This is a genomic window from Chengkuizengella axinellae, from assembly GCF_030730905.1.
Taxonomy (GTDB): Bacteria; Bacillota; Bacilli; order Paenibacillales; family KCTC-33759; genus Chengkuizengella; species Chengkuizengella axinellae.
This window is the reverse complement of sequence record NZ_JAVAMP010000002.1, coordinates 639,765-661,003: the sequence shown is the minus strand read 5'-3', so window position 1 is coordinate 661,003 and position 21,239 is coordinate 639,765. Positions and strand designations below refer to the sequence as shown.

18 protein-coding genes and 1 pseudogene are annotated in these 21,239 nt (G+C 34.2%); 5 read left to right on the top strand and 14 right to left on the bottom strand.

Going from position 1 to position 21,239, the window contains the following annotated elements; all coding sequences use genetic code 11:
- Positions 1 to 4 precede the first annotated feature (4 nt).
- From Q5Y73_RS08750 to Q5Y73_RS08740, 3 genes are all read left to right on the top strand, one after another.
- Entirely contained in the window at positions 5 to 328 is a 324-nt protein-coding gene (locus Q5Y73_RS08750) for a hypothetical protein (RefSeq protein ID WP_305991481.1), read from the top strand.
- A 369-nt stretch (positions 329 to 697) separates the two neighbouring features.
- Positions 698 to 2,944, top strand: coding sequence for an immune inhibitor A domain-containing protein (locus tag Q5Y73_RS08745; protein ID WP_305991480.1), 2,247 nt, complete (start codon positions 698 to 700; stop codon positions 2,942 to 2,944).
- 110 nt (positions 2,945 to 3,054) lie between these two features.
- The gene (locus tag Q5Y73_RS08740; protein WP_305991479.1) at positions 3,055 to 3,624 is read left to right on the top strand and encodes a TetR/AcrR family transcriptional regulator; all 570 of its coding nucleotides are present in this window, start codon (positions 3,055 to 3,057) and stop codon (positions 3,622 to 3,624) included.
- Positions 3,625 to 3,858: 234 nt separating this feature from the next.
- Here the strand turns inward: Q5Y73_RS08740 and Q5Y73_RS08735 are convergent, their stop codons facing one another.
- From Q5Y73_RS08735 to Q5Y73_RS08720, 4 genes are all read right to left on the bottom strand, one after another.
- Entirely contained in the window at positions 3,859 to 4,629 is a 771-nt protein-coding gene (locus Q5Y73_RS08735; protein ID WP_305991478.1) for an SDR family NAD(P)-dependent oxidoreductase, read from the bottom strand.
- A gap of 232 nt (positions 4,630 to 4,861) precedes the next feature.
- Positions 4,862 to 6,658, bottom strand: a complete 1,797-nt coding sequence (gene ade / locus Q5Y73_RS08730; RefSeq protein WP_305991477.1) for an adenine deaminase — start codon at positions 6,656 to 6,658, stop codon at positions 4,862 to 4,864.
- A gap of 43 nt (positions 6,659 to 6,701) precedes the next feature.
- Positions 6,702 to 7,463: an aminoglycoside adenylyltransferase domain-containing protein gene (locus Q5Y73_RS08725; RefSeq protein ID WP_305991476.1), complete on the bottom strand. Its 762-nt coding sequence runs from the start codon at positions 7,461 to 7,463 to the stop codon at positions 6,702 to 6,704.
- Between the two features lie 381 nt (positions 7,464 to 7,844).
- The gene (locus Q5Y73_RS08720; RefSeq protein WP_305991475.1) at positions 7,845 to 8,702 is read right to left on the bottom strand and encodes an aminoglycoside 6-adenylyltransferase; all 858 of its coding nucleotides are present in this window, start codon (positions 8,700 to 8,702) and stop codon (positions 7,845 to 7,847) included.
- Positions 8,703 to 9,105: 403 nt separating this feature from the next.
- Between Q5Y73_RS08720 and Q5Y73_RS08715 the strand changes: the two genes are divergently transcribed.
- Positions 9,106 to 9,888, top strand: coding sequence for a hypothetical protein (locus Q5Y73_RS08715; protein ID WP_305991474.1), 783 nt, complete (start codon positions 9,106 to 9,108; stop codon positions 9,886 to 9,888).
- Between the two features lie 276 nt (positions 9,889 to 10,164).
- On the opposite strand, the gene Q5Y73_RS08710 is transcribed toward Q5Y73_RS08715, so the two are convergent.
- Positions 10,165 to 10,935, bottom strand: a complete 771-nt coding sequence (locus tag Q5Y73_RS08710) for a YqjF family protein (RefSeq protein ID WP_305991473.1) — start codon at positions 10,933 to 10,935, stop codon at positions 10,165 to 10,167.
- A gap of 341 nt (positions 10,936 to 11,276) precedes the next feature.
- On the opposite strand from Q5Y73_RS08710, the pseudogene Q5Y73_RS24810 reads away from it, so the two are divergent.
- Positions 11,277 to 11,567 (top strand): annotated as a pseudogene (locus tag Q5Y73_RS24810) (phosphotransferase); the annotation flags it as partial.
- Positions 11,568 to 11,715: 148 nt separating this feature from the next.
- Here Q5Y73_RS24810 and nrdF read toward each other — a convergent pair.
- The 9 genes from nrdF to cbiE form a co-directional block, all read right to left on the bottom strand.
- A complete protein-coding gene (gene nrdF, locus Q5Y73_RS08700; protein WP_305991471.1) occupies positions 11,716 to 12,672 on the bottom strand; it encodes a class 1b ribonucleoside-diphosphate reductase subunit beta in 957 nt (318 codons plus the stop codon).
- A 16-nt stretch (positions 12,673 to 12,688) separates the two neighbouring features.
- On the bottom strand, positions 12,689 to 14,767 hold the full coding sequence (gene nrdE / locus Q5Y73_RS08695) for a class 1b ribonucleoside-diphosphate reductase subunit alpha (protein WP_305991470.1): 2,079 nt from the start codon (positions 14,765 to 14,767) through the stop codon (positions 12,689 to 12,691).
- The gene (nrdI, locus tag Q5Y73_RS08690) at positions 14,754 to 15,113 is read right to left on the bottom strand and encodes a class Ib ribonucleoside-diphosphate reductase assembly flavoprotein NrdI (RefSeq protein WP_305991469.1); all 360 of its coding nucleotides are present in this window, start codon (positions 15,111 to 15,113) and stop codon (positions 14,754 to 14,756) included. Before nrdI ends, nrdE begins: the two co-directional genes overlap by 14 nt.
- A gap of 266 nt (positions 15,114 to 15,379) precedes the next feature.
- On the bottom strand, positions 15,380 to 16,765 hold the full coding sequence (locus Q5Y73_RS08685) for a cobyrinic acid a,c-diamide synthase CobB (protein ID WP_305991637.1): 1,386 nt from the start codon (positions 16,763 to 16,765) through the stop codon (positions 15,380 to 15,382).
- A 168-nt stretch (positions 16,766 to 16,933) separates the two neighbouring features.
- Positions 16,934 to 17,317, bottom strand: coding sequence for a VOC family protein (locus tag Q5Y73_RS08680; protein WP_305991468.1), 384 nt, complete (start codon positions 17,315 to 17,317; stop codon positions 16,934 to 16,936).
- A gap of 42 nt (positions 17,318 to 17,359) precedes the next feature.
- On the bottom strand, positions 17,360 to 18,496 hold the full coding sequence (locus Q5Y73_RS08675) for a cobalt-precorrin 5A hydrolase (RefSeq protein ID WP_305991467.1): 1,137 nt from the start codon (positions 18,494 to 18,496) through the stop codon (positions 17,360 to 17,362).
- Positions 18,497 to 18,520: 24 nt separating this feature from the next.
- Positions 18,521 to 19,294, bottom strand: coding sequence for a precorrin-4 C(11)-methyltransferase (cobM, locus tag Q5Y73_RS08670; RefSeq protein WP_305991466.1), 774 nt, complete (start codon positions 19,292 to 19,294; stop codon positions 18,521 to 18,523).
- The gene (cobI, locus tag Q5Y73_RS08665; protein WP_305991465.1) at positions 19,294 to 20,004 is read right to left on the bottom strand and encodes a precorrin-2 C(20)-methyltransferase; all 711 of its coding nucleotides are present in this window, start codon (positions 20,002 to 20,004) and stop codon (positions 19,294 to 19,296) included. Before cobI ends, cobM begins: the two co-directional genes overlap by 1 nt.
- Positions 19,997 to 21,214: a precorrin-6y C5,15-methyltransferase (decarboxylating) subunit CbiE gene (gene cbiE / locus Q5Y73_RS08660; protein ID WP_305991464.1), complete on the bottom strand. Its 1,218-nt coding sequence runs from the start codon at positions 21,212 to 21,214 to the stop codon at positions 19,997 to 19,999. The genes cobI and cbiE overlap by 8 nt, the downstream gene beginning before the upstream one ends.
- Positions 21,215 to 21,239 lie beyond the last annotated feature (25 nt).

Genomic DNA, 21,239 nt, shown 5'->3' with positions numbered 1-21,239 from the left:
GTAAATGATGTTTGTAAAAGTATATCAGTATCATATTCAGGCTGACAAGGAAAAGGAATATTTAGAGATACAAAAAACAGCTGCTAAGATATATGAAAAATACTTAGATTCCAAATTTATGTATATAAAAAGCAATTCCAATCCTGCAAAATGGATTGAAATTGCTTGGTATAAAGATGAAGAAAGTTATAATCACGGGATGGAGCTAGTAAATGAAGACAGCGAAATAAAGTATCTATTTCAATCATTTAAAAAGTTGCTAGACCCTAATCATCCTGAAATTGAAGAAGGCGATTATTCTTTAATACTCTCGAAAAATCTTTTTTAAACAAATACAATTGAAAACCTCAGTAAATCAAGTTAATTGTCAAAAATAGCATTGTTCTTGTTTTTTATAAAGAACAATGCTATTTTTCTCTCTTCAACTTCCAATAGCACTTATTTTCAATTTTTTTACTTTTTTTCTAATGTATATTTATTAATATCAAAAAATATTAATTAACGACAAATTTCGACAAACTATACTTTTATGCTGTAGTAGAATAAAGTTAAGACAAGTTTTAGGAGATTGAGAGCTTTTGATAAGGTTATGTTTCTAACTGTTATGAAGGGAGGAGTTTCTAAACAATATGAAAGCGCTTTTTTCACCTGAGATTTGTAAAGTTTTCTATTATACATGTTATGAGGAGGAGTTAGATTGAAAAAAATATTATCTTCTGCAGTTGCTCTAACTTTAGGATTCACCTTAATAGCTGCACCTATTGTTAATGGTGGAGAAGAACTAAATGCTCGTGATGGAGATACTGCACCAAAGAACCCATACCCATTTACTGTTGCAGAAGTTTTGCAAGATAAAGATGAAAAGAAACGATATGGACTTCTTAAAGATGCTCATAACGATTTCAGATTACAAAGTGGAACAGATAATGCAGTTAGAAATGGAAATGGAAACAAGTTTGGACTTGGTGAAGACTTGGATGTTGTTACACCTGTTGAGTGGGATGGCAATCAAACGGTAAGTAATGTTGTTGTTCTTCTTGCGGAGTACCCTGACCATCCTGTAAATGATCTTCAACCTAATGATACTGAAATGTACTATGAAGATTATACAAAAGAACATTTTGAAGGTCTTGTATTTGGAGAAGAAGGTTATGAAGGACCAAATGGTGAAAACTTCATATCTGTTAAGCAACTTTTAGAGGAACAGTCTGGTGGCAGTCACACTATTGAAGGAGAAGTGTTTGGCTGGTATACAGTAGATAAACCATCTACATATTATGGAGATGAAGATCATGAATCTACTCGTAGATATGAGCTAGTAGAGGATGTACTTCGTGAATTAGGAAAAGATGCAGCAGCAAACAACTTAGACTTATCTAGATACGACCAGATGGATCAATATGACCGTGATAATGATGGTAACATCTTTGAACCAGACGGGGTTATTGACTATGTTATGGTTGTACAATCCACTGTTGCAGAAGATGGTGTTTTCATGTCCGACAACCTTACTGCAGATGAATCCATCTGGCCTCATTACTGGCACATTGATGAGCCAATTGATCTTGACGGAACTGATTTAAAAGGATACTCCTATACTATTCAAGGGGCAACTGGTGGAGCAGCAATTTATGCACATGAGTTTGGTCACGCGCTTGGATTACATGATGAATATGATAATACTTATTCTGGTGATGGAGAGCCAATTGCTTACTGGTCATTAATGTCAAGTGGAAGCTGGGCAGGAAAGATCCCTCAAACCGAGCCTACAGGATTTAGTCCATATGCGAAAGAGATACTTCAGGCTACTTTTGGAGGGAATTGGTTAACTGGAGAAACGATATCCCTTGATGATATTGATGAAGAAGGTATTGAGCTTTTACTTGATCAAGCAAGTACGAAAGGAACAAATAACAGTGTAGTCAAGGTTGAACTTCCTGAAAAGGTTGTTACGATTGAAGAACCATTTAGTGGAGACTATGCTTATTATAGTGAAAGAGGCAATGATTTAGATAATGATTTAATTTATGAAGTTGATTTATCAAGTGCTGCAGATGCTCTTCTAACTTTCAAAACTTCTTATCAAATTGAAGAAGGATGGGATTTTGCTTCCGTACAAGTTAGAGAAGAAGGATCTAATGAATGGGTTGCTATTGAAGGAAATATAACTACAACTGAGGCAGAAGGGGAAGATAGAAACCCAGGTCATGGTATCACTGGTAGAAGTGATGGCTGGATTGATGCTGAGTTTGATCTATCGGCTTATGTTGGATCTACTATCGAACTTGCATTCCATTATTTCACAGATACAAACACAGTTGAATCTGGATTTTGGGCAGATGATATTCGTATTACAGCCGGTGAAGAAGAAATTCTTTTTGATGATGCTGAAGGAGCAATTTCTCCTATTCTTGATGGATTTATAAGAACAACTGGAACGTTTAGTGGAGAACATTATTATTTATTAGAATGGAGAAACCATCAAGGTTCAGACACAGCATTAGCTCATCTTCGTCCAATCACAAATAATCCAGAATTAATGTCGTATGATCCTGGTTTGGTCATTTGGTATGTTGATAATACACAAGATAATAATGCTGTAGGTGATCATCCTGGAGATGGTTACTTAGGTGTAGTGGATGCTGATCAAAAAACGGTGATGTGGACAGACCGCTATGTTACACGAACAAGATATCAAATTCATGATGCTGCATTCGGATTAGAGCAATCTGAGAAAATGTATTTAGATTATGATTCTCTTTACGGAGCAGGAGTAAGAGATAATGTAACGCAAGCAAATCCATTATTTGATGACAGTCAATCTTACTCGAACTCAGGTCAGCCGGATGCTGGAAGAAATGTTCCATCCTATGGTTTGAAGATACGAGTTATTGGAGAAAGTGATGATCGAAGCGTAGGTAAAATTCTTCTTACAGTTGACTAAATGAATATTTAGAAAGAGGTAGATCCTTAGGGATCACCTCTTTTTCTAATTTCACTACCTTGACATTCATACCGGTTGATGACTTACTTACTAAATGGTAGAATATAAATATGGATAAAAATAATAGTACTTTAGATAAAATATTAGATGCAGGACGTCACCTAATTCAAAAATATGGATATAATGGTTTCAGTTATGCAGATATTGCTGAAATTATAGGTATAAAGAAAGCGAGCATTCATTACTACTTTCCTTCCAAACAAGAATTGGTTAGGGCAGTTCTACAACGTTATAATAAGGATTTTCTCAATGATCTGTACCAAATTGAACAACAATTTACTGACCCACTTGATAAGTTAAAATCTTTTTTCTTGTTATATCGTAAAACATTAGAAAATGATGAAAAAATTTGTCTATGTTCTATGATGGCAGCTGAAATCTCTTCATTTCCTAAAGAAATTCGTACAGATATCAATCGTTTTTTTCTAGATAATGAAGAATGGCTCGAGAAGGTTTTAACACAAAAAAAAGCACTAGATGTTCCCTCTTTCTCCGATAGTTTAGCAGAACAATCCAAGTTATTGCTAACTTTTGTACAAGGTGCTCAATTGTTAGTTAGAGCATCTGGAGAACTAGAACAATACGACACAATGGTAGAAAATGTATTAAAAACGCTTTGATACTATTTACTCATTTTTTAAAAGGTTTAAGCTTAGCACAAATCAAATAAAATTAGAAATACCCTCTTTAAACAAACATCCAAAATATCCTTGATATAGAAAAAGGAATGTGCGGATTAAAAGGGGTTTTTCTGTGTCAAACAATTTAGAAGAACATCAAAATAAACATGAAAACAGTGCGCATCAAATTCATATTTCATTCGATACACACTGCCTTCAAAATTTTATGATTATTTATCTTAGTCTTGAAGTAGCACCACCATCAAGCGGCATTACTACACCAGTGATCCAAGATGATTGTTCACTAGCTAAAAATACAATGGCATCAGCTACATCACCTGGTTGTCCATTTCTGCCAATTGGATGAAACTCATTAAAGGTAGGTAAAGTTTTAGAAACTTCTTCTTCTGTCATGAAAGAATTATAAATTGGAGTTTCAACAACTGCTGGAGCAACTGCATTCACTCTAATATTATCTTTAGCAAATTCTACAGCAAGGTTTTTAGTAAGAGCATGTCTTCCTGCCATAGCCGCTGAATATGCAGTAGATGGAGTTGCTTCAACGGCTTGGATTGCCCACATTGAACCTGTATTCACAATAGCGCCTCCTCCACGTTTCTGCATTTCAGGTATGGCAGCCTGTGCTGAATAGAAAGTACCTTTAAGTATTACATCAATATAACGATTCAAGTCTTCTTCGTCATGATCCAAGAAACCTGTTGGTTTAAAAATGCCTGTATTACTAACCAACACATCAACTCCCCCAAACGTATCTACGGCTTTTTCCACTAGTTCTTCTGATGTTGATTTAATACTTATATCACCAGCAACATAAGCAATATTTTCACCTCTTGGATCAAGTTCTTTTGCTGTCTCTTTTAGCAATCCTTCTCTTCTCCCATTGATTACCACCTTAGCTCCTTCATCAATGAAACGTTTAGCAGCAGCTTCTCCAATACCAGAACTTCCACCTGCAATAATTACAACTTTGTCTTTTAATAACATAAATAATTACCTCCTTAAGGTTATAAATGTATTTATTGGATAGTTTTGATTTTTAAAAATATAAATTCAATTACTATCGCTATTTCATAAATCAATTCTACCTACTAATAGGTAGAATTGCAAGAGTTTTTTTTACTTTAGAGGAAAAATTAGACGAACTCTACAATGACCTCCTATAGAAGTTATTGTTTTTGAATGGATTAAGGAGATTATGTAAACAATGAAATCATTTCTATTTTGCAGAAACATCGATATGTTTAAAGACTTTAACATCAAACAAACCCATGTCAGTAACCTTCAAGCTAGGAATGACAGGTAAACATAAAAATGATAATGTTAAAAAAGGATTAAAATGTGTTGGAGCATGAATTTGTTGCAGTGCTGTATTTAATTGCTTTAGCTCTTCATAAACCACATCGTACGATTTTACTGACATCAAGCCACAAATTCTCAGAGGAACAGAAGCGATTACCAAATCGTCTTTGACAACTACTAACCCTCCCTCCATCTCTTTTATAGCACAAATCGCAGTCATCATATCTTTGTCATTTGTACCAGATACAACTAAATTGTGTGAATCATGTGCTACCGTTGAAGCAATGGCACCGCATGATAATTGCAAACCTTTTACAATGCCCAAACCAATATTACCAGTCATTTTATGCCGTTCAATTACTGCTATTTTTAATTGATCAAGTTTTGTTGAACATATAAATTCATTATTTTCAATGGATACTTCTTCAATAAGATGTTTGGTGTGTATACTATTCGGTTGAATACCTATCACATTAGCTTTATTGCCCCTTAATATTGGAATTTTTAAATCTTGTTCTGTAATGTTCAAAATTACAACTGTATTAGTGATATGTTCATTTAACTTATGATCATTATTATTATCGTCAGTGCTCAAAGTACTTCCATTTTGAGCAACTAGCTTTCCTGACTTAAAAACTTGGTGTATAGACACTTCTTCTAAACGGTCAACAAGTAAGAAGTCTGCGTCATATCCTGGAGCTATTGCTCCCTTGTTTCTCAGCCCAAAACAATCTGCTGCATTTAGTGAAGCCAATTGATAAGCAAGTAATGGATCCAAGCCATGTTGAATCGCCAAACGTACATTATGATCGATTCCACCTTCTTCGATTAATTCATTTAAATGTTTATCATCCGTACAAAAAGAAAACCTGCGGGCATTGTTGACATTAACAGCAGAGATGACAGATCTTAAATCCTTTGCTCCAGACCCCTCCCGAATAAATACATACATTCCGCGTTGGATTCGATCCCTAGCTTCCTCCGCAGTTACACATTCATGGTCTGTTCGAATTCCTGCAGTTCTGTAAATATTGATTGCTTTTTTATCTAATCCAGCTAAATGACCGTCTATTTGATCAGTGTATTTCAAAGCTGTCAATAATTTATCTATCATACTTTCTGATCCATTCATCACGGCAGGATAATCCATCACTTCCGCTAATCCTAAAACTCTCGCATGAGAGAAAAAAGGATCTAGATCTCGAGCAGTTAGTTCTGCTCCAGCATTTTCAAAGGGAGTTGCTGGGACACAAGAAGGCAGCATTAACAATATATCAATTGGAACGTGAGCAGAAGCATCCAACATAAACTTTAAACCTTCCGTTCCACTAACATTTGCAATCTCGTGCGGGTCTGTAATCACTGTTGTCGTCCCATGAGATAATACTACTTCAGAAAATTGATCTGGAGTAATCATTGACGATTCTATATGGACATGGCTGTCAATAAAAGATGGAACAATGTACCTACCTTTAGCATTCATCTCCGTTTTTCCAGTAAACTCACCAATTCCAACAAAAACACCATCCGTAATAGCGACATCAGCTTCAAAAATTTCAAGATTATACAAATCGACTATTTTCCCGTTCTTTATGACTAAATCTGCTGGAATTGAATGATTCGCAGCTGCAATTCGTTTTGTTAATTGCTGTTTATTCAATGATGAAATGCTCCTTATAGATTCTATTCTTGTGATTAATCTTATGTTAACCATTTCCTTTACATAAAAACCCCATTAATTGGGGTAGGTTTTTAGCTCATATTTCATTTGTAAAACAAGACTCAATTTCATTTAACATGTAGTCTGCATAGTCTTTTAAGGCTTGTTGCTTAAAATGTACTTGTTTTGACTCATTCATATATATTTTCAAAGCATCTTCTATCAGCATACTATACTCTTGCGGTAAGTTTTCCTTGCCCCACTCGCCACCTTCGAGCTTGGAACAGATCACATTCTCTTTTAAATAATATAAAACCCTACATAAATTTAAATTATAATACACTGGTTGTTCTAAGATTTCATCCCTAGCATTAAGTACATCATTGTATATAGATTCAAGATATACTTTTTTAGGTACATCACCAAACACCTTGTCAATTTCTTCTCCATATAAACAAAGGCCTCTATGAATAATAATTGTGAGATGAGCCGCTAGGTCTGGATCTTCAGCATCACCACAAATATAATGATCATCAAATAAATACTTGTCTTTGTGAAAATTTGAATAATGAAGCTCGAAAGGGATTGGATGAACAACTTTCTCTACATTCTCATTTAAGATAATATGAATTTCAATCCCTTTTGGCGGTACTTGCTCTAGGTTCAGAATAACGTCAATCAATTCTCTTTTTGTTTGAAAGTTTATCGGTTTATTTACTATAACAATAAAATCAATATCACTTGATGAGTTAAAACCTCCCATAGCTAATGAACCATGTAGATAGATGCCTACTAGATTATCATTTAAAATATACTTATATTTATCTACGACTGTATTTAAAATTTTATATGGATCCAAAAAAACCTCCTCATTTCTACCTAAAAATTTCCATTTTTTAACTCTCTGTATAAGCGTTAACTATTATAATGATCGATCCAAAAAACGTCATTTCCCATAATAAATGTGTAAGATGGTTTTCAACAGACAAACTTTCATATGTTTCATGCTCAATATAAAAACCCTAACCAAGCTTTAAATTTAGAAGCGATCAATGAATAACCTATATATTTATCATCGCTTTTCATATAAAATAGAAAAATCTTTTTTTATATAAAATACATCTCATTCCATATTACCTTCATAATAAAACAAAATTTTATCCCATACTTTTTGAAATGATGTTTTTAATATTAAACCTTTAAAAATCTTCATTCATCCTCCATCAATTGCGACTAATGATTAAACGATTGTCTTAGCGTCTTTAGGAAGTTCTTTTATTTTTTTAAGGTATTCGGTCACTTTTTCATCATCTTCAAATGGATATTCATATCCAAGCTGCTCAGCTGTCTCCAAACCTATTTTTCTAAATAGTTTTCCTGCCTCAAAAAGAGACTCCCATATTTCTTCATAGTTTGATCCGGAATACGTTTTTTCAAAGGAGTTCCACAATTCTTCAGGCAATTGCTGTTTAAAGTGTTTTCCCAGCGATCCCGAGTTTACTTCCCAATTTTTTTTGCTGCCTATGTACCAAGAAATCATATCACGCATATGATCTTTCATTATGACATCATATATGTATTTTGCATAAGATAACTGATCTCTCCAAATACTTTTTGCCACATAAGTTGAACACCACCAAAAGTTATTACAGTCTTTTTCAAATTTTTGCTTTGTTGGTTTTTTTGTATAATAATATTCTTCAGTGGCTGGGTCGAACTCTGGTAAAATGTTGTCTTTATCCAATAGTGTAACTTTGAGACTGTCTTCCAAACATTTATTAACTTCTTTTATAGATCGGAAAAATAAATCTATTCTAACACCATCTTCAAAAATCATTAAAAATATATGTGATTTTTCTCCATTATCATCAAAACTATTTTGCTGCATAATTATTGTTTTGCCAAAATGTTGAATCCAATCTTGATGCTCTAAGAAAAACGTAGGATCCTTTACTAAAAATACAACATCATAATCACTAAATATATCATTTTTTAGATTTGGATTTGCTCGTGAACCATTTAGTATAACTGCTCTAACCATTTCATTGTTTTCTGCATACTCCAGTATTTGATTCATAACTTCATTTTCATTTCTCATTTGTATCACCTTTTCATAATTCTATTTATTTGATGTTTTGAAATCACTATTCATTATATCATGGCCCTCTCAAAACCTTCCTGTTACTAAAACACTTTTCTTTATTTGGAAAGATATATGAATAGCTAAATTGTGTATAATCATATTCATAAAATGAATAATTATCTATTAATTGTAAAATCTATGTAAAATTTTCAATAAAACTGTTGTATTTTTTGCCAATTAATACTATAATACAAAAGGTCAAACCATTTAACCATTACATTGTAAGTTAGATATTTGTTATATATTGAAAAAAGTAGGTGATATTTGATTTCTATTAAACTTTAAATTTAATCCAATAATTGATGTGATTTATGCTCTTACAATCTCTTTAAATACTGAATATGAAAGGAAAAAACCAATGAATAAAAATAGAAAATTACAATGGGTTGTTATTATTTCGCTATTCGTTTTATCTTTTCCAATTTCAGCATTTGCTGCTGGTGAACCTATGAGTTTTATCATAGATGAATGTGATGATATTAGAGTTCCATATAGCTCTGAAACTCATAATGGTTGTGTAGAAGTAAGTGGGACTGTAACGTTAAACGAATCAAGTGCAGTTTTAAATATATCTGCAGATGCGTTCGTGATCGAAGCACCAAGAGGTCCTGACAGTCCATCTACTCCACCTAGAACTAATGAATCTATTAGCGCTGAGTGGTTATTGTTTTCTGAGGATGGAGAAGAAAAAAGCATGAACTTTGGCGGAGAGAACGTCAGAAGAATTTCTGAATTAGTTGAACAAGAAGGTACATATACTGGTGGAATTCTTACAATCCATGCTACGTTGGAAGCAAATGGCGGATTTATTGAACTTATTGAAACTTTTAATTTTAATTTACAAGACGATCATATTCTTAATGAAAGTGGAAACCTAGATCGAGATAATGATCAAATAAATTATCAAATAGTTCCTGTGGGAGATTCTATCCAAATAGATTTTCAAATCATCGAGGGCAATGCCCCTATCAATTGGATTCTATTTGACAATAATGACCAAATGGTAGCATGGTTGGATTTTAATAGCAGTAGTCAAAATATTATTGATCTTATCCCTGGAGAGCAATATAGACTTAACATTTATACTTGGGAAGAAGGCACAGCATCCGTTATTTATGAAATTAATGTAACAGAAAATTGATTCAATATAAAATATAACATTAAACATTTTAGAGAGATTTCTACAAAGAGTTAATAAATCACATCATTTGTTTGATTAGTCCATGAATATGAATGTATTTGTTTCATTTATTTGAATGTGAACAAAATATAAATAATAGGAAGGGACAGCTGAACCCTTCCTTTTTAGTAGATTAAACAATGATTATATGTGTAATATTTTAGAAATAGATATTGATTAAATAATACAACCATAATCACCGAGATTAAAACTATACTAACAACTTTATTCCTTATCTCAATCAAGCAAGGTCCTCCTAAAATCCGCCACCTTAGTTAGTGACCATAATAATGCATCGAGCTTCTTAGAGAAATGGAAAATGGGTTTCTCTAATGGTAAATTGATACCTATTGGTAAGGTCATAGAATTATTCGTAATATCTGCATCTACATGTTGAAGCTGCCATGGAACATGGTGAATATCTCCTCTATATAAGTACTTCTCATCATTGCAAAATAAACAATATCTTTCCGTTAACCAATAGTCAATTGAATCCCTTGTTGATCTAAAAGGCTTTGATATAGGTTTATAAACACCTGTAAAACCTGTCAGAACTTTATCCTTATCCATTCGTTTGCTTTCATAATAGTAGGTGTCAGAATGATTTGAATGTACTATTTGCGCATAGTAATAATTTAAAGAAAACAATTTTCTAGCTATATAAACAGCTAAATGATTCATTGCATCTAAACTAAAGAAAAAGACACCAGCTTTTCCTTTAAACTTTACATAAGTCCTTACATTAATTTCTGGAAAAGAAGATGCAAAGGGAACTGGAGGTAAAAACCTCATTCTAATATTGCTCATATGAAAAGGCACTACACCAATCCAAGCAAACCCATCAAAAGTATCAATTGTTAAACTGGCAGGGATATGATCTCTTATATCATTAACTCGTATGGGCCAATGAGCAAACAATAAATCATTCCAAGTCTGCTTCATTACCCAGTGTTTTGCAGGTACAGAAAATTCTCTATGTTGTGTTGATTTTAGTAATTCGTTACTCATATTATTTCACCCAAAAAGATTCAAATTTTGTAAAATATATCTTTCTTTTAATTGTAAAACAAATGATAAATGATATCAAAAAAATGTTAATATCCAAGGGACAGTTATAACATTTTTTGAAATAAAATTAGGAACTAGAAACTAGAATTATAATAAGATTTCCTATACAATAAACTATCTAATTATGATTTTAGTAACTATAAGATAGTGGCTGGATAATTGAGGTATTAATGCTCAAAATGATTTTGGAATGAAATCTATACTAAAATAGGGGGAACTATGAAAGAAGATGATGTTCAACTGCTTCAAAATAGAATAACGTTGCTTCTACCGATAATGATAAATATTTATTACGAGTAGGTGATATTGGAGCCTATGAAAAGAAAAAAATAGAGTTTCAAATCTTTAAAAAAATGCAACTGCTTAACGTAAAATCCCCCCAACCCATCGATATTGGAATATTAGAAGATGTGGAAACTTGTTATACTATATATTCATATATTGAAGGAATAGATGGGAAAGAGGCACTGCCTTTATTATTAGAAGAAGAGCAATATAATTTGGGGATAGAAGCAGGTAATGAGCTATCAAAAATGCATTTATATCCAGCTCCTTCTTCTCGAAGATCATAAAGGGTTTGAACTGTTAAAACCGGTTTGGTTTAATTAAACAAGGGATGGGATGGAGTACCGCCTATCTGAAGATCATTCGACTCTTCTACTATCTAAAAAATAGTAGTGCGAACCAATGCCTTGGTTTGCTCTACTATTCTTAGTTTGTTTATACTTCAAACACGAAATCGTCGTCTGTTAATTTCTCTACATTCAAAGTTTTAATATACCCGTTCCCTTTTGTTGAGAAGAAATCATGGTTTTTCGTGTTCGTATTTAATCCGTTCAATACTATAGCATTAATCTCTTCATCTGGAAAAGCAGCCTCTAATCCTAAATTCATCAACGCTTTATTGGCATTATATCTACTGAATTGTTTCACATCTTCTTGAATACCTAATGGACCATATAATTCATCTGTATAGTTTTCCTCATTCAAATACAACTCTTGTAGTAATTGACTTACTTTTAAATCCGCTTCTTGTTTCTCTTCAGCACTTAGCTCCCTGTAAACCTCTTGTGCTAATAAACCTATATAAACACCGTGAATGGATTCATCTCTTATAATGAGGTTGATAATTTCACCACTATGCACTAGTTTTCCTTGCCCCGCCAAAAACAATGGATAATAGAATCCACTATAAAATAGGAAAGATTCTAAAAACACACTGGAAACCATGGCTAAATATTGATCTAGTTTTGTGTTAATATTTTCATAATATGTAGATATGATGTTTGCTTTCTTTTGAAGATATTCATTCTCTTCTACCCACTGAAAGATCTCATTAATTTCTTCAGTTGTACAAAGGGTAGAAAAAATACTGCTGTAGCTTTTCGCATGAATATGCTCCATCGCTCCCATGAAGCCCAACACACTTTTCTGTTGCAAACCTTCAAGGTTTTGACTGATCAACGGCATACCAATTCCACCTTGTTCAGTATCTAATAACGTCAGTCCACCTAATACCTTTTTATATACTTCCTTTTCTGTATCGCTTAATTCCATCCAGCTCATTTTATCTTCTGATAAAGGAATTTCTGTATCAATCCAAAATTGGAGCAGGTTTTGATCCCAAAACATTTTCGTAAAATCATCATCAGGTTGATTCCAATTTACTGCTTTCATCGTTTCACTCCTTAAGTTACACCGCACAAGATGTACATTCTTCAATATCTAATCTCTTATTTCTCGTATAGTATAGTGATTTCAAACCTTTTTTATTTGCATAAATGTAATACCTTGCTAATTCTCTAGTAGAAATGCTGCTATCCACGTATAGTATCGTGCTGATGCCTTGATCCACATGCTGTTGGATTTCTGCTATTAAATCAATTAATTTAAACTGATTCATATTGAATGCTGATTTATAAAAAAACATGTTTTCTCTTGATAAAAATGGCATTGGATAATACGTTGTAGAGTTTCCATATGTTCTGGTTTCAATTCGATCAACAACAGGCATTACACTTGAAGTGGAGTTCTGGATGTAACTAATAGATTGTGTAGGTGCAATCGCTAAACGGTATGCATTGTATAATCCATGCTGCTGTACTAGCAGTTTCAGTTGTTTCCAATCTTCAGTTGTTGGGATTTCAATACCTGCAAATAACGCTCTCACTTTCTCCGTTGCAGGTACATAGCTGTTATCAATATACTTTGTAAAATAAGTTCCTTTTGCATATTCAGATTTGTTAAAATCCTTAAATGCTTGTTCACGTTCCTTCGCGATCAGCATGCTTTTTTCAAGAGAATAGTAATTGATCATCATGAAAAATGTATTTGCAAAATCCTTCGCTTCTACACTCTCATAGGCAATTTTATTTTTTGTTAAAAATCCATGAAGGTTCATTGCTCCTAACCCAATAGAGTGCAATTCATCGTTAGCTTTCTTAACCGTTGGGGCGTTGCTGATTTCCGTTAAATCAGACACGGTTGTGAGAGCATCAATTCCCATATGTACAGAATCTCTAATTTTCTTCGAATCCATGACATTTACAATATTTATTGAGCCTAAGTTACAGTTAATATCTCGGTTGATTTCATCAGGTTCAGAGTAATCTCTTATAATCGATGTCTCTTGCAATTGGAATATTTCACTGCATAGGTTTGACATTTTAATTTCACCAATGTCCTTTAATGCATGTTGGTTGTTGGCATTGGATTTAAACATAATGTATGGATAACCTGATTCTAACTGTGTTGAGGATATTTTTATCAACATATCTCTTGCATTCATTTCTTTTCTTTCCACGTTTGGATTAGTTTTCAGTTCCTCATACATTTCATCAATATTAATATCATCCAGATGAACACCATATTCTTTTCTAACTGAGTATGGAGCAAACATACAGAACGGTTCGTTTTTCTCAGCTAATTCAAAAAATTTGTTCGGTATAATTAAACCAATGGATAAGGATTGGATTCTACTTTTTTCGTCAGCGTTAATCTTTTTCGTATCTAAAAATTCAATAACATCCCAGTGAAAAATATTTAAGTATACTGCTCCGGAACCTCTGCGCTGACCCATTTGATCCGCATAAGCAAATGAATCCTCAAGCAACTTCATAACAGGCAGCACACCTTTAGCTGCTCCAGCCACTTCTTTAATAGATTCCCCTCGTGAACGAAGCTTTGATAAATTTAACGCCACTCCCCCACCTATTTTAGATAGCTGCATTGATGTATTTAAATTAAAGTTAATAGAATTCAAACTATCATCCATATCTAAAAGGAAACATGAAACCATTTCTCCCCTACGACTTTTTCCAGCATTCAAAAAAGTAGGAGTTGCAGGCTGATACCTTTGTTCCATCATTGCTTCAACTAACTTTTTCGCTTTATCGAAGTTTCCTTGACCTAAGTAAAGACCTACGATGGTTACTCGATCTGGATAATGTTCTAAGTACTTTTTCTTATCATTTGTTCTTAAAGCATAGTCTTTGAAAAATTTTGACGCTGCCATATACGATTGGAATTGAAAGTTGTATGCGTTAGCTAGTTGAAAAACTTTTTCAATTTGTTCATATGTATAATCTTCGTAAACATTATAGTAAAAGTCATTCTCTACTAAATAATCTATCTTTTCCTTTAAGGAGTTGAATTGAACGGTATTTTCCTTCACTTCCTCCATAAATGCTTCAACGGCCTCTTGATCTTTTTCTAATTGAAAAAAGCCATTCTCCTGTTTCATCACTTCATTATTAAGCTCAATATGTTTCAACGAGTAACACCCTTTCCTTAAATACCTCTAAATCTCTTGTTGTTCCAGACAGCTCAAACTTATGTAAGGTTGGAACACCGTATTGATTTGAAATAATATCTGCACTTTTGCCAAAATTGCTGCCCCAGTTTCTGTTCCCACTTGCTACAACTCCAACCATCTGGTTATGATTAAACTTTAAAAATTGCTCAACCTCTTCAGGAACTTGTCCAAAACCAGTTGTATATGTAACTAATATAAAAGGCTCGTCCATGATCAACTCTGAATGTAGTTGAACCGAGCTTATATTTATTTTATTAATAAAACGTTTCACATTCCCTGTTTTAGAAGCATAAACGATTTTCATAACTTCCCCTTATACTATGAATTAAACACTATATATAGTGACGAATTTGATTATATACCACTATATATAGTATTTGCTAGTTTTAAAAAAAAGGATATAAGGAGACTAGAGTGTCTTTACATTCCATTATCTACGGTTTTCTCTATTAAACTATCATTTTCGATTTTTTTCATTAATCTACCAAATAGGTACGAAATTTAATAGCTAACAATTCTCTATTATATGAAATCCAAAATAAGAATCATGGTATATTAAATGTTCTATGCTTATATTTCTAGCTTAAACTGTACACACTTTTCAATCCATCGTTTCACTAAATCTGGATTTGAAGCAAAATGAAAATGAGTATACCCAGCCACTAGATTAGCATTTAAATAACCTTCCTTTTTAGTTCCTCTCATTCCTTTTGTCACATATGCATGATCTATAGGTAATTCTGTTTCATAGGTAGAATAGTGGAACTCATGCCCCCTGGCGTTCATCTGGGTATCCAATAAAAAATTGCCTTGACTACCTGTGATTTCTCTATATCCTAAAGCAGCTAATTTCTTTTGCATTTTCACTTTACCTGGAATCAAGCCAATCATAGGGTGTTTTGTACCCTCTGTTGTTTCAATTTCCTCAGTTAAATACATAAATCCACCACATTCAGCTAAGGTAGGTATACCAGCCTCAATTACATTTTTAATTGACTTTTTCACAGTAACATTTTCACCAAGTTGTTCTGCAAACTCTTCAGGGAAACCTCCGCCAATATATAAACCTTGAACCTCAGGTGGAACCTCTTCACCTGCAAGAGGAGAGAAATATACTATATCAGCACCGTTTGCTTTTAACAACTCTAAATTTTCTGGATAATAAAAATGAAATGCGGCATCCTTAGCAACTGCTATTGAAGTGCTTTTCTGAATTGAGTTAGTAGGCGATTCTTTAAATAATTCTGGTAAAACATCTACAACGGGTGCTTCTGCTAATTCTAATAAATAATCAACATCAATGGATTGCTCTATTAGATCTGCTAGTGAATTAAAAAACGAATCTAATTCGCCTCTTCCAATAGAAGGTATCAGCCCTAAATGTCGCTCAGGTATATTGATGTGGTCTTCCCTTTTCAAATATCCGACCACAGGTATCCCACATTCTTGCTCAATCGCAATTTTCACAAGTTTATAATGTCCTTCACTACCTACTTTGTTGGCAATGACACCTACGATATTCACTTTTTCATCCAAGCTTTGAAAACCTTTAACAATGGCTGCTGCACTTCGAGCCATGCTTTGACAATTCACAACTAAAATAACAGGACTTTTTGTTAAAAGACTAATTTCTGCAGTACTCCCTGTATTTGTTTTTGGGTTCTTACCATCATAAAAACCCATTACACCTTCAATAATAGAAATGTCAGCACCCTTGCTTCCACGATTAAAAATCTCCTTAACCGTGTTTTCAGAAGTCATCCAGCTATCTAAATTACGAGAGATTCTTCCTGTCACTACAGTATGATAGGTAGGGTCAATATAATCGGGGCCGCATTTAAAACCTTGCACAGTTAATCCTCTTCGCTTCAGTAATGCCATCAACCCTATAGTTGTAGTTGTTTTACCTACACCACTTCCTGTTCCTGCAATTACAATTCGCTTTTGAGTGTTTATTCCTCTCACCCCTTATTTGTTGAAGCTATTCTATCCATATTTGCTATTTCACAATTCTAACGTCTTGTAACTTGTTAATCAAAATAGTTTTATCTAATTTCAATTTTTTTTACTGTTCTATGTACTTCATCTGTGATCTTTCGAAGATATCGTCGAATCCAATTGTACTTATGGTGCAACGAGTTCAACCTTAATTCGATCGGGATCCTCGAAAAATAATGCATAATAGTCCTGTCCAGCTGCATATGGATGTTTATCTTCATATAAAACAGGAATTTCTTTTTCTTTCAACTTCAAAGTAATCTCATCAACCTGTGCTTTGGACTTGGCATGAAAAGCAAGATGGTTCAATCCTGTTCGGCACCTATGATAAGGAACATCCATAAACCGCTCCTCTGTTTGAACGAAAACAAGATACGTATCTTGATACTTATAACTGATACCTGCATTCCATTCTTGGAACCTCTCATATCCTAGTTCTGATAAGAACCATCCCCAGAATTCAGTAGTTTTCTTTAGACTTGAAACATAGATTTCTACATGATGAAGCATACGTTTTCCTCCTATAGGTTAGTGGGTATTACAATATTACATTCAAATATCTTTAAAATCCATAACGGCAACGGAAATCGTTACGTTTCCCGATTTTTTCTTAGTAAGTACCAGTTGCTCTACACCGCTATAACGTTTAGCTGCGGGTTCACTAACTCCATATGCTCCCGTATATTTGAATACAGTTTCAGAAGGTTGGTCTATGGCAATTTCATTTAATTCAGGAGGGATATAATATTTGAAATCCCATTTATACTTTTCTACTACTTTTAGAAGGCCCTCTTCATCTTTTTTCAAATCTATTGTACTAATTGCTTTGACACTCTTTATAGAGAATTGGAGTTCCCCAAGAGTCTCTATAATAATCTGTTCAATTTCATCAGACGAAGTCCCCCGATTACAACCCATTCCTAAAACAATCACTTTTGGTCGATATAAAACTCCATTTCCCAATATCACCTCTTCTTCTTTATTGAGTATTCGATGAGTTACAATAAGAGCTGCCTGTGGTTCTTCTGCAAGCGCCTCTATAATAGAAGAAAAGCGTTGAATATGACTTGGTATAGGTGTATCATACATCCACCAATCTCGTTCACCAGATTCCTGAATGACTGCTATTTTTTCTTCATTAACTACAGATGCACTTACAGGTGTTAGTTTTTCTGCTGAATCCCACTGCCAGCCGAACCGTTGCCCAAATAAATCTACTGGAATAGTACCTTGAACATCGGAAGCAGTAGTTATAATTGGTCTAGCATTTAAAGCTGCAGCAACCTCTCTAGTTAACTCATTTGCACCACCTAAATGTCCAGACAATACGCTAATGACATGTTCACCTTTATCGTCAATTACTACAATTCCTGGATCAGTTTTTTTATCCTTCAATAGCGGAGCAATCATCCGTACAACAGCCCCAAGAGATATAATAATAATAATACCTTTATATACTGGGAATAGAGCTGGAAACAACATTCTTACTGAGCCTTGAAACATTTGAATCCTTCTACTTAACTCATCACCTGTTTCAAATTTACTCATATAATACAAATCAGAGTTTGAGAACTTTTCATGTAAAGAACGAGCCAAAGCTACGCCATGTTTTGTAATCGCAACAATGGCATAATCCGAGTTCTGTTGAATAACAGGTAACTCTTCCTCTTTTAATTGAATATAAGACATGATTAACACCTTCTATTTGATTTCTTAACTCTCAATTCCTTTTCTAAACCCATGTGTAAACTCTTTATCATATAACTTCGAACGATAATCTTTTTCGTGAATGTTCGGGTCTAAAGCCCAACCAGCTAGAATCATAGCATGTGAACGAATGCCATTCTCACGCATATCTCTGTCTAAATGTTCTATCGTTGTTCTAACAATCTTTTGATCAGGCCAAGTTGCTCTTTGAACGACAGCAATAGGTGTTTGTTCACTCCATCCCGCTTCGATAAGCTCTTTTGTCACTTTCTTAGTTAAAGTAGCGCTTAAAAATAAAGCCATTGTACTATGATGTGAAGCTAACGCTTTTAATTGCTCCCGTTCTGGAACCGGCGTTCTTCCTTCTGCTCTTGTTAAAATCAATGTTTGCGTTAATTCAGGTATCGTAAGCTCTGCCCCAACAGCTGCCGCTGATGCAAAAACGGAACTAACCCCTGGTATGATTTCACACTCGATACCTTCTTTTCGCAGTAAAGTCATTTGCTCCATTGTTGCACCGAACATGGCTGGATCCCCTGTATGTAAACGAACTAACATTTTTCCCTGTTTTACTTTATCAACCATCAGCTTTACCATTTCATCTAAAGCCATACCAGAGCTTTTGATCACTTCAGCTTCAGGTTTTGCTTTCGCCGTTAACTCTTCACTGACTAAAGAATCTGTATATAAAACAACATCCGCTTGCTGCAGCAGATTCAATCCTTTCACAGTAATTAAATCTGGATCTCCAGGACCTGCACCTACAATAAAAATCTTCACTATTTCCTCACCACCATTAATGTTAAATATTCTAATTCTGCCCCTTCAAGCTGCTCTACGTCCGTCCATACTCTTTCTTCTTCTGATGTAACTTTGGTAACTACAGCAGCTTTGTCTACTAATGCCAATTCTTTTAAGATCCCAATCATCATATCCAGTACTTTTGCTACTTTTATAAAAACTACACAATCATGTTCAACTAATGCCTTCCTCATCTTATCTGCATCATTTGTAGCAGGTACAATAGCCACTTGGTCATCACCATCTGCAAGTGGAAGTCCCATTCTAGCAGCTGTTCCATTTACAGAAGAAATACCCGGTACCACCTTAATTTGAACCTCTGGATGAAGCTCCTCTACTAAACGCTGCATATGAATAAATGTGCTGTACAACATAGGGTCGCCTTCAGTTACAAAAGCCACGTCCTTCCCTTGGGTTAAATACTCATTTACTGTCTCTACTGTTTTGTTCCACTGTTTTTCCAATGTCGCTATATCCTTAGTCATCGGGAATATTAAACCAACCATTTCTTTATCTAAAGGATTAATATATTGTTCTGAAATCGCTAAAGCATAACTTTTACTGCCAGATCGTTTTTTAGGATATGCAATCACTGGAGACTCTTTTAAAATGCGAAATGCTTTTACTGTAATTAACTCAGGGTCACCAGGACCCATACCAATACCATATAATGTGCCTACATTACTCAACCTCGAGTTCCTCCTCTTCTCTACTAGCTGTAATGATATATATAGGGTTCAACGCATCAAATCGATTCATATGTAAAATAGGTTTGCTTCTTGAAATTTGAGCCAACGTAATTTCGACCTTATAACCTTCTTCTTTAAATGCTTGACTAGCTTCATATAATGTTTCTACTGTTGCTGCATTTAATACGATTCGTCCGTTTTGTTTCAATCGAGCACAACAAATGTTCAACAAAGTCTTCATCTCACCACCAGTGCCTCCAATAAAGATGGCATCAGGGTCAGGAAAGCCTTCTAAACCCTCAGGAGCTTTATTGTGTTGAACAGTCATATCCACTCGGAACTTTTTCATATTTTCTAAGCAGTTTTCCAAATCTTTCTCATTTTTTTCTATAGCATACACTTCGCCGTCTCTAGCCATGCGAGCCGCTTCTATTCCAACTGAGCCCGTACATGTTCCAATATCCCAAACAATGCTTGTTGGAGTCAAAGCCATATTCATCAAACTCAGCACTCTTACTTCTTTTTTTGTTATCAACCCTTTATCAGGTTTTCTCTGTGAAAACTCAGCATCTGGGATTCCCATTGTCCACATAGGACTATTCGTTTTTTTCGATAAAATAACAACGTTTAAACTTGAGAAAGAGGAATCTTGCATTTCCTTCAATGTATACCATCCCGTTTTTTCATCATCGCTTCCCAAGTTTTCACCTACAAAAGCTTTATACTCTGTCATATCATAATGCAATAAATATTTGGCTATGGTCTGTGGCGAGTTGATATCATCTGTTAATAAAATGACATTATCTTTTCCATCAATACGTTGAGCAAGCCCCTTCATACTTCGACCATGAATACTAGCGCAATATGCATTTTGCCAGCTTTCACCTGCTTTAGCATAAGCAAGTTGGATTGAGCTTAGATTGGGATAAATCTCAACCTCCATTTTTTTAGACAAATAACCACCAATGCCATAAAATAATGGATCACCTGAAGCAAGAACGACTACTTCTTTATTGCTGGATTTAAGAAGTTCTACTAGTTTACTTAATCCACTTTTAATGACTATAGTTTCTCCTTTATAATCTTCGAAAAAAGATAGTTGCCTTTCACCACCTACTAACAGCTCACTTTCGTAAATCCATTTCTTATAAGTAGGCAATAAACTTTCTTTTCCATTGTCACCAATTCCAATGATTTTAATATGACTCATAACACACTCATCCTTTTATATTTAA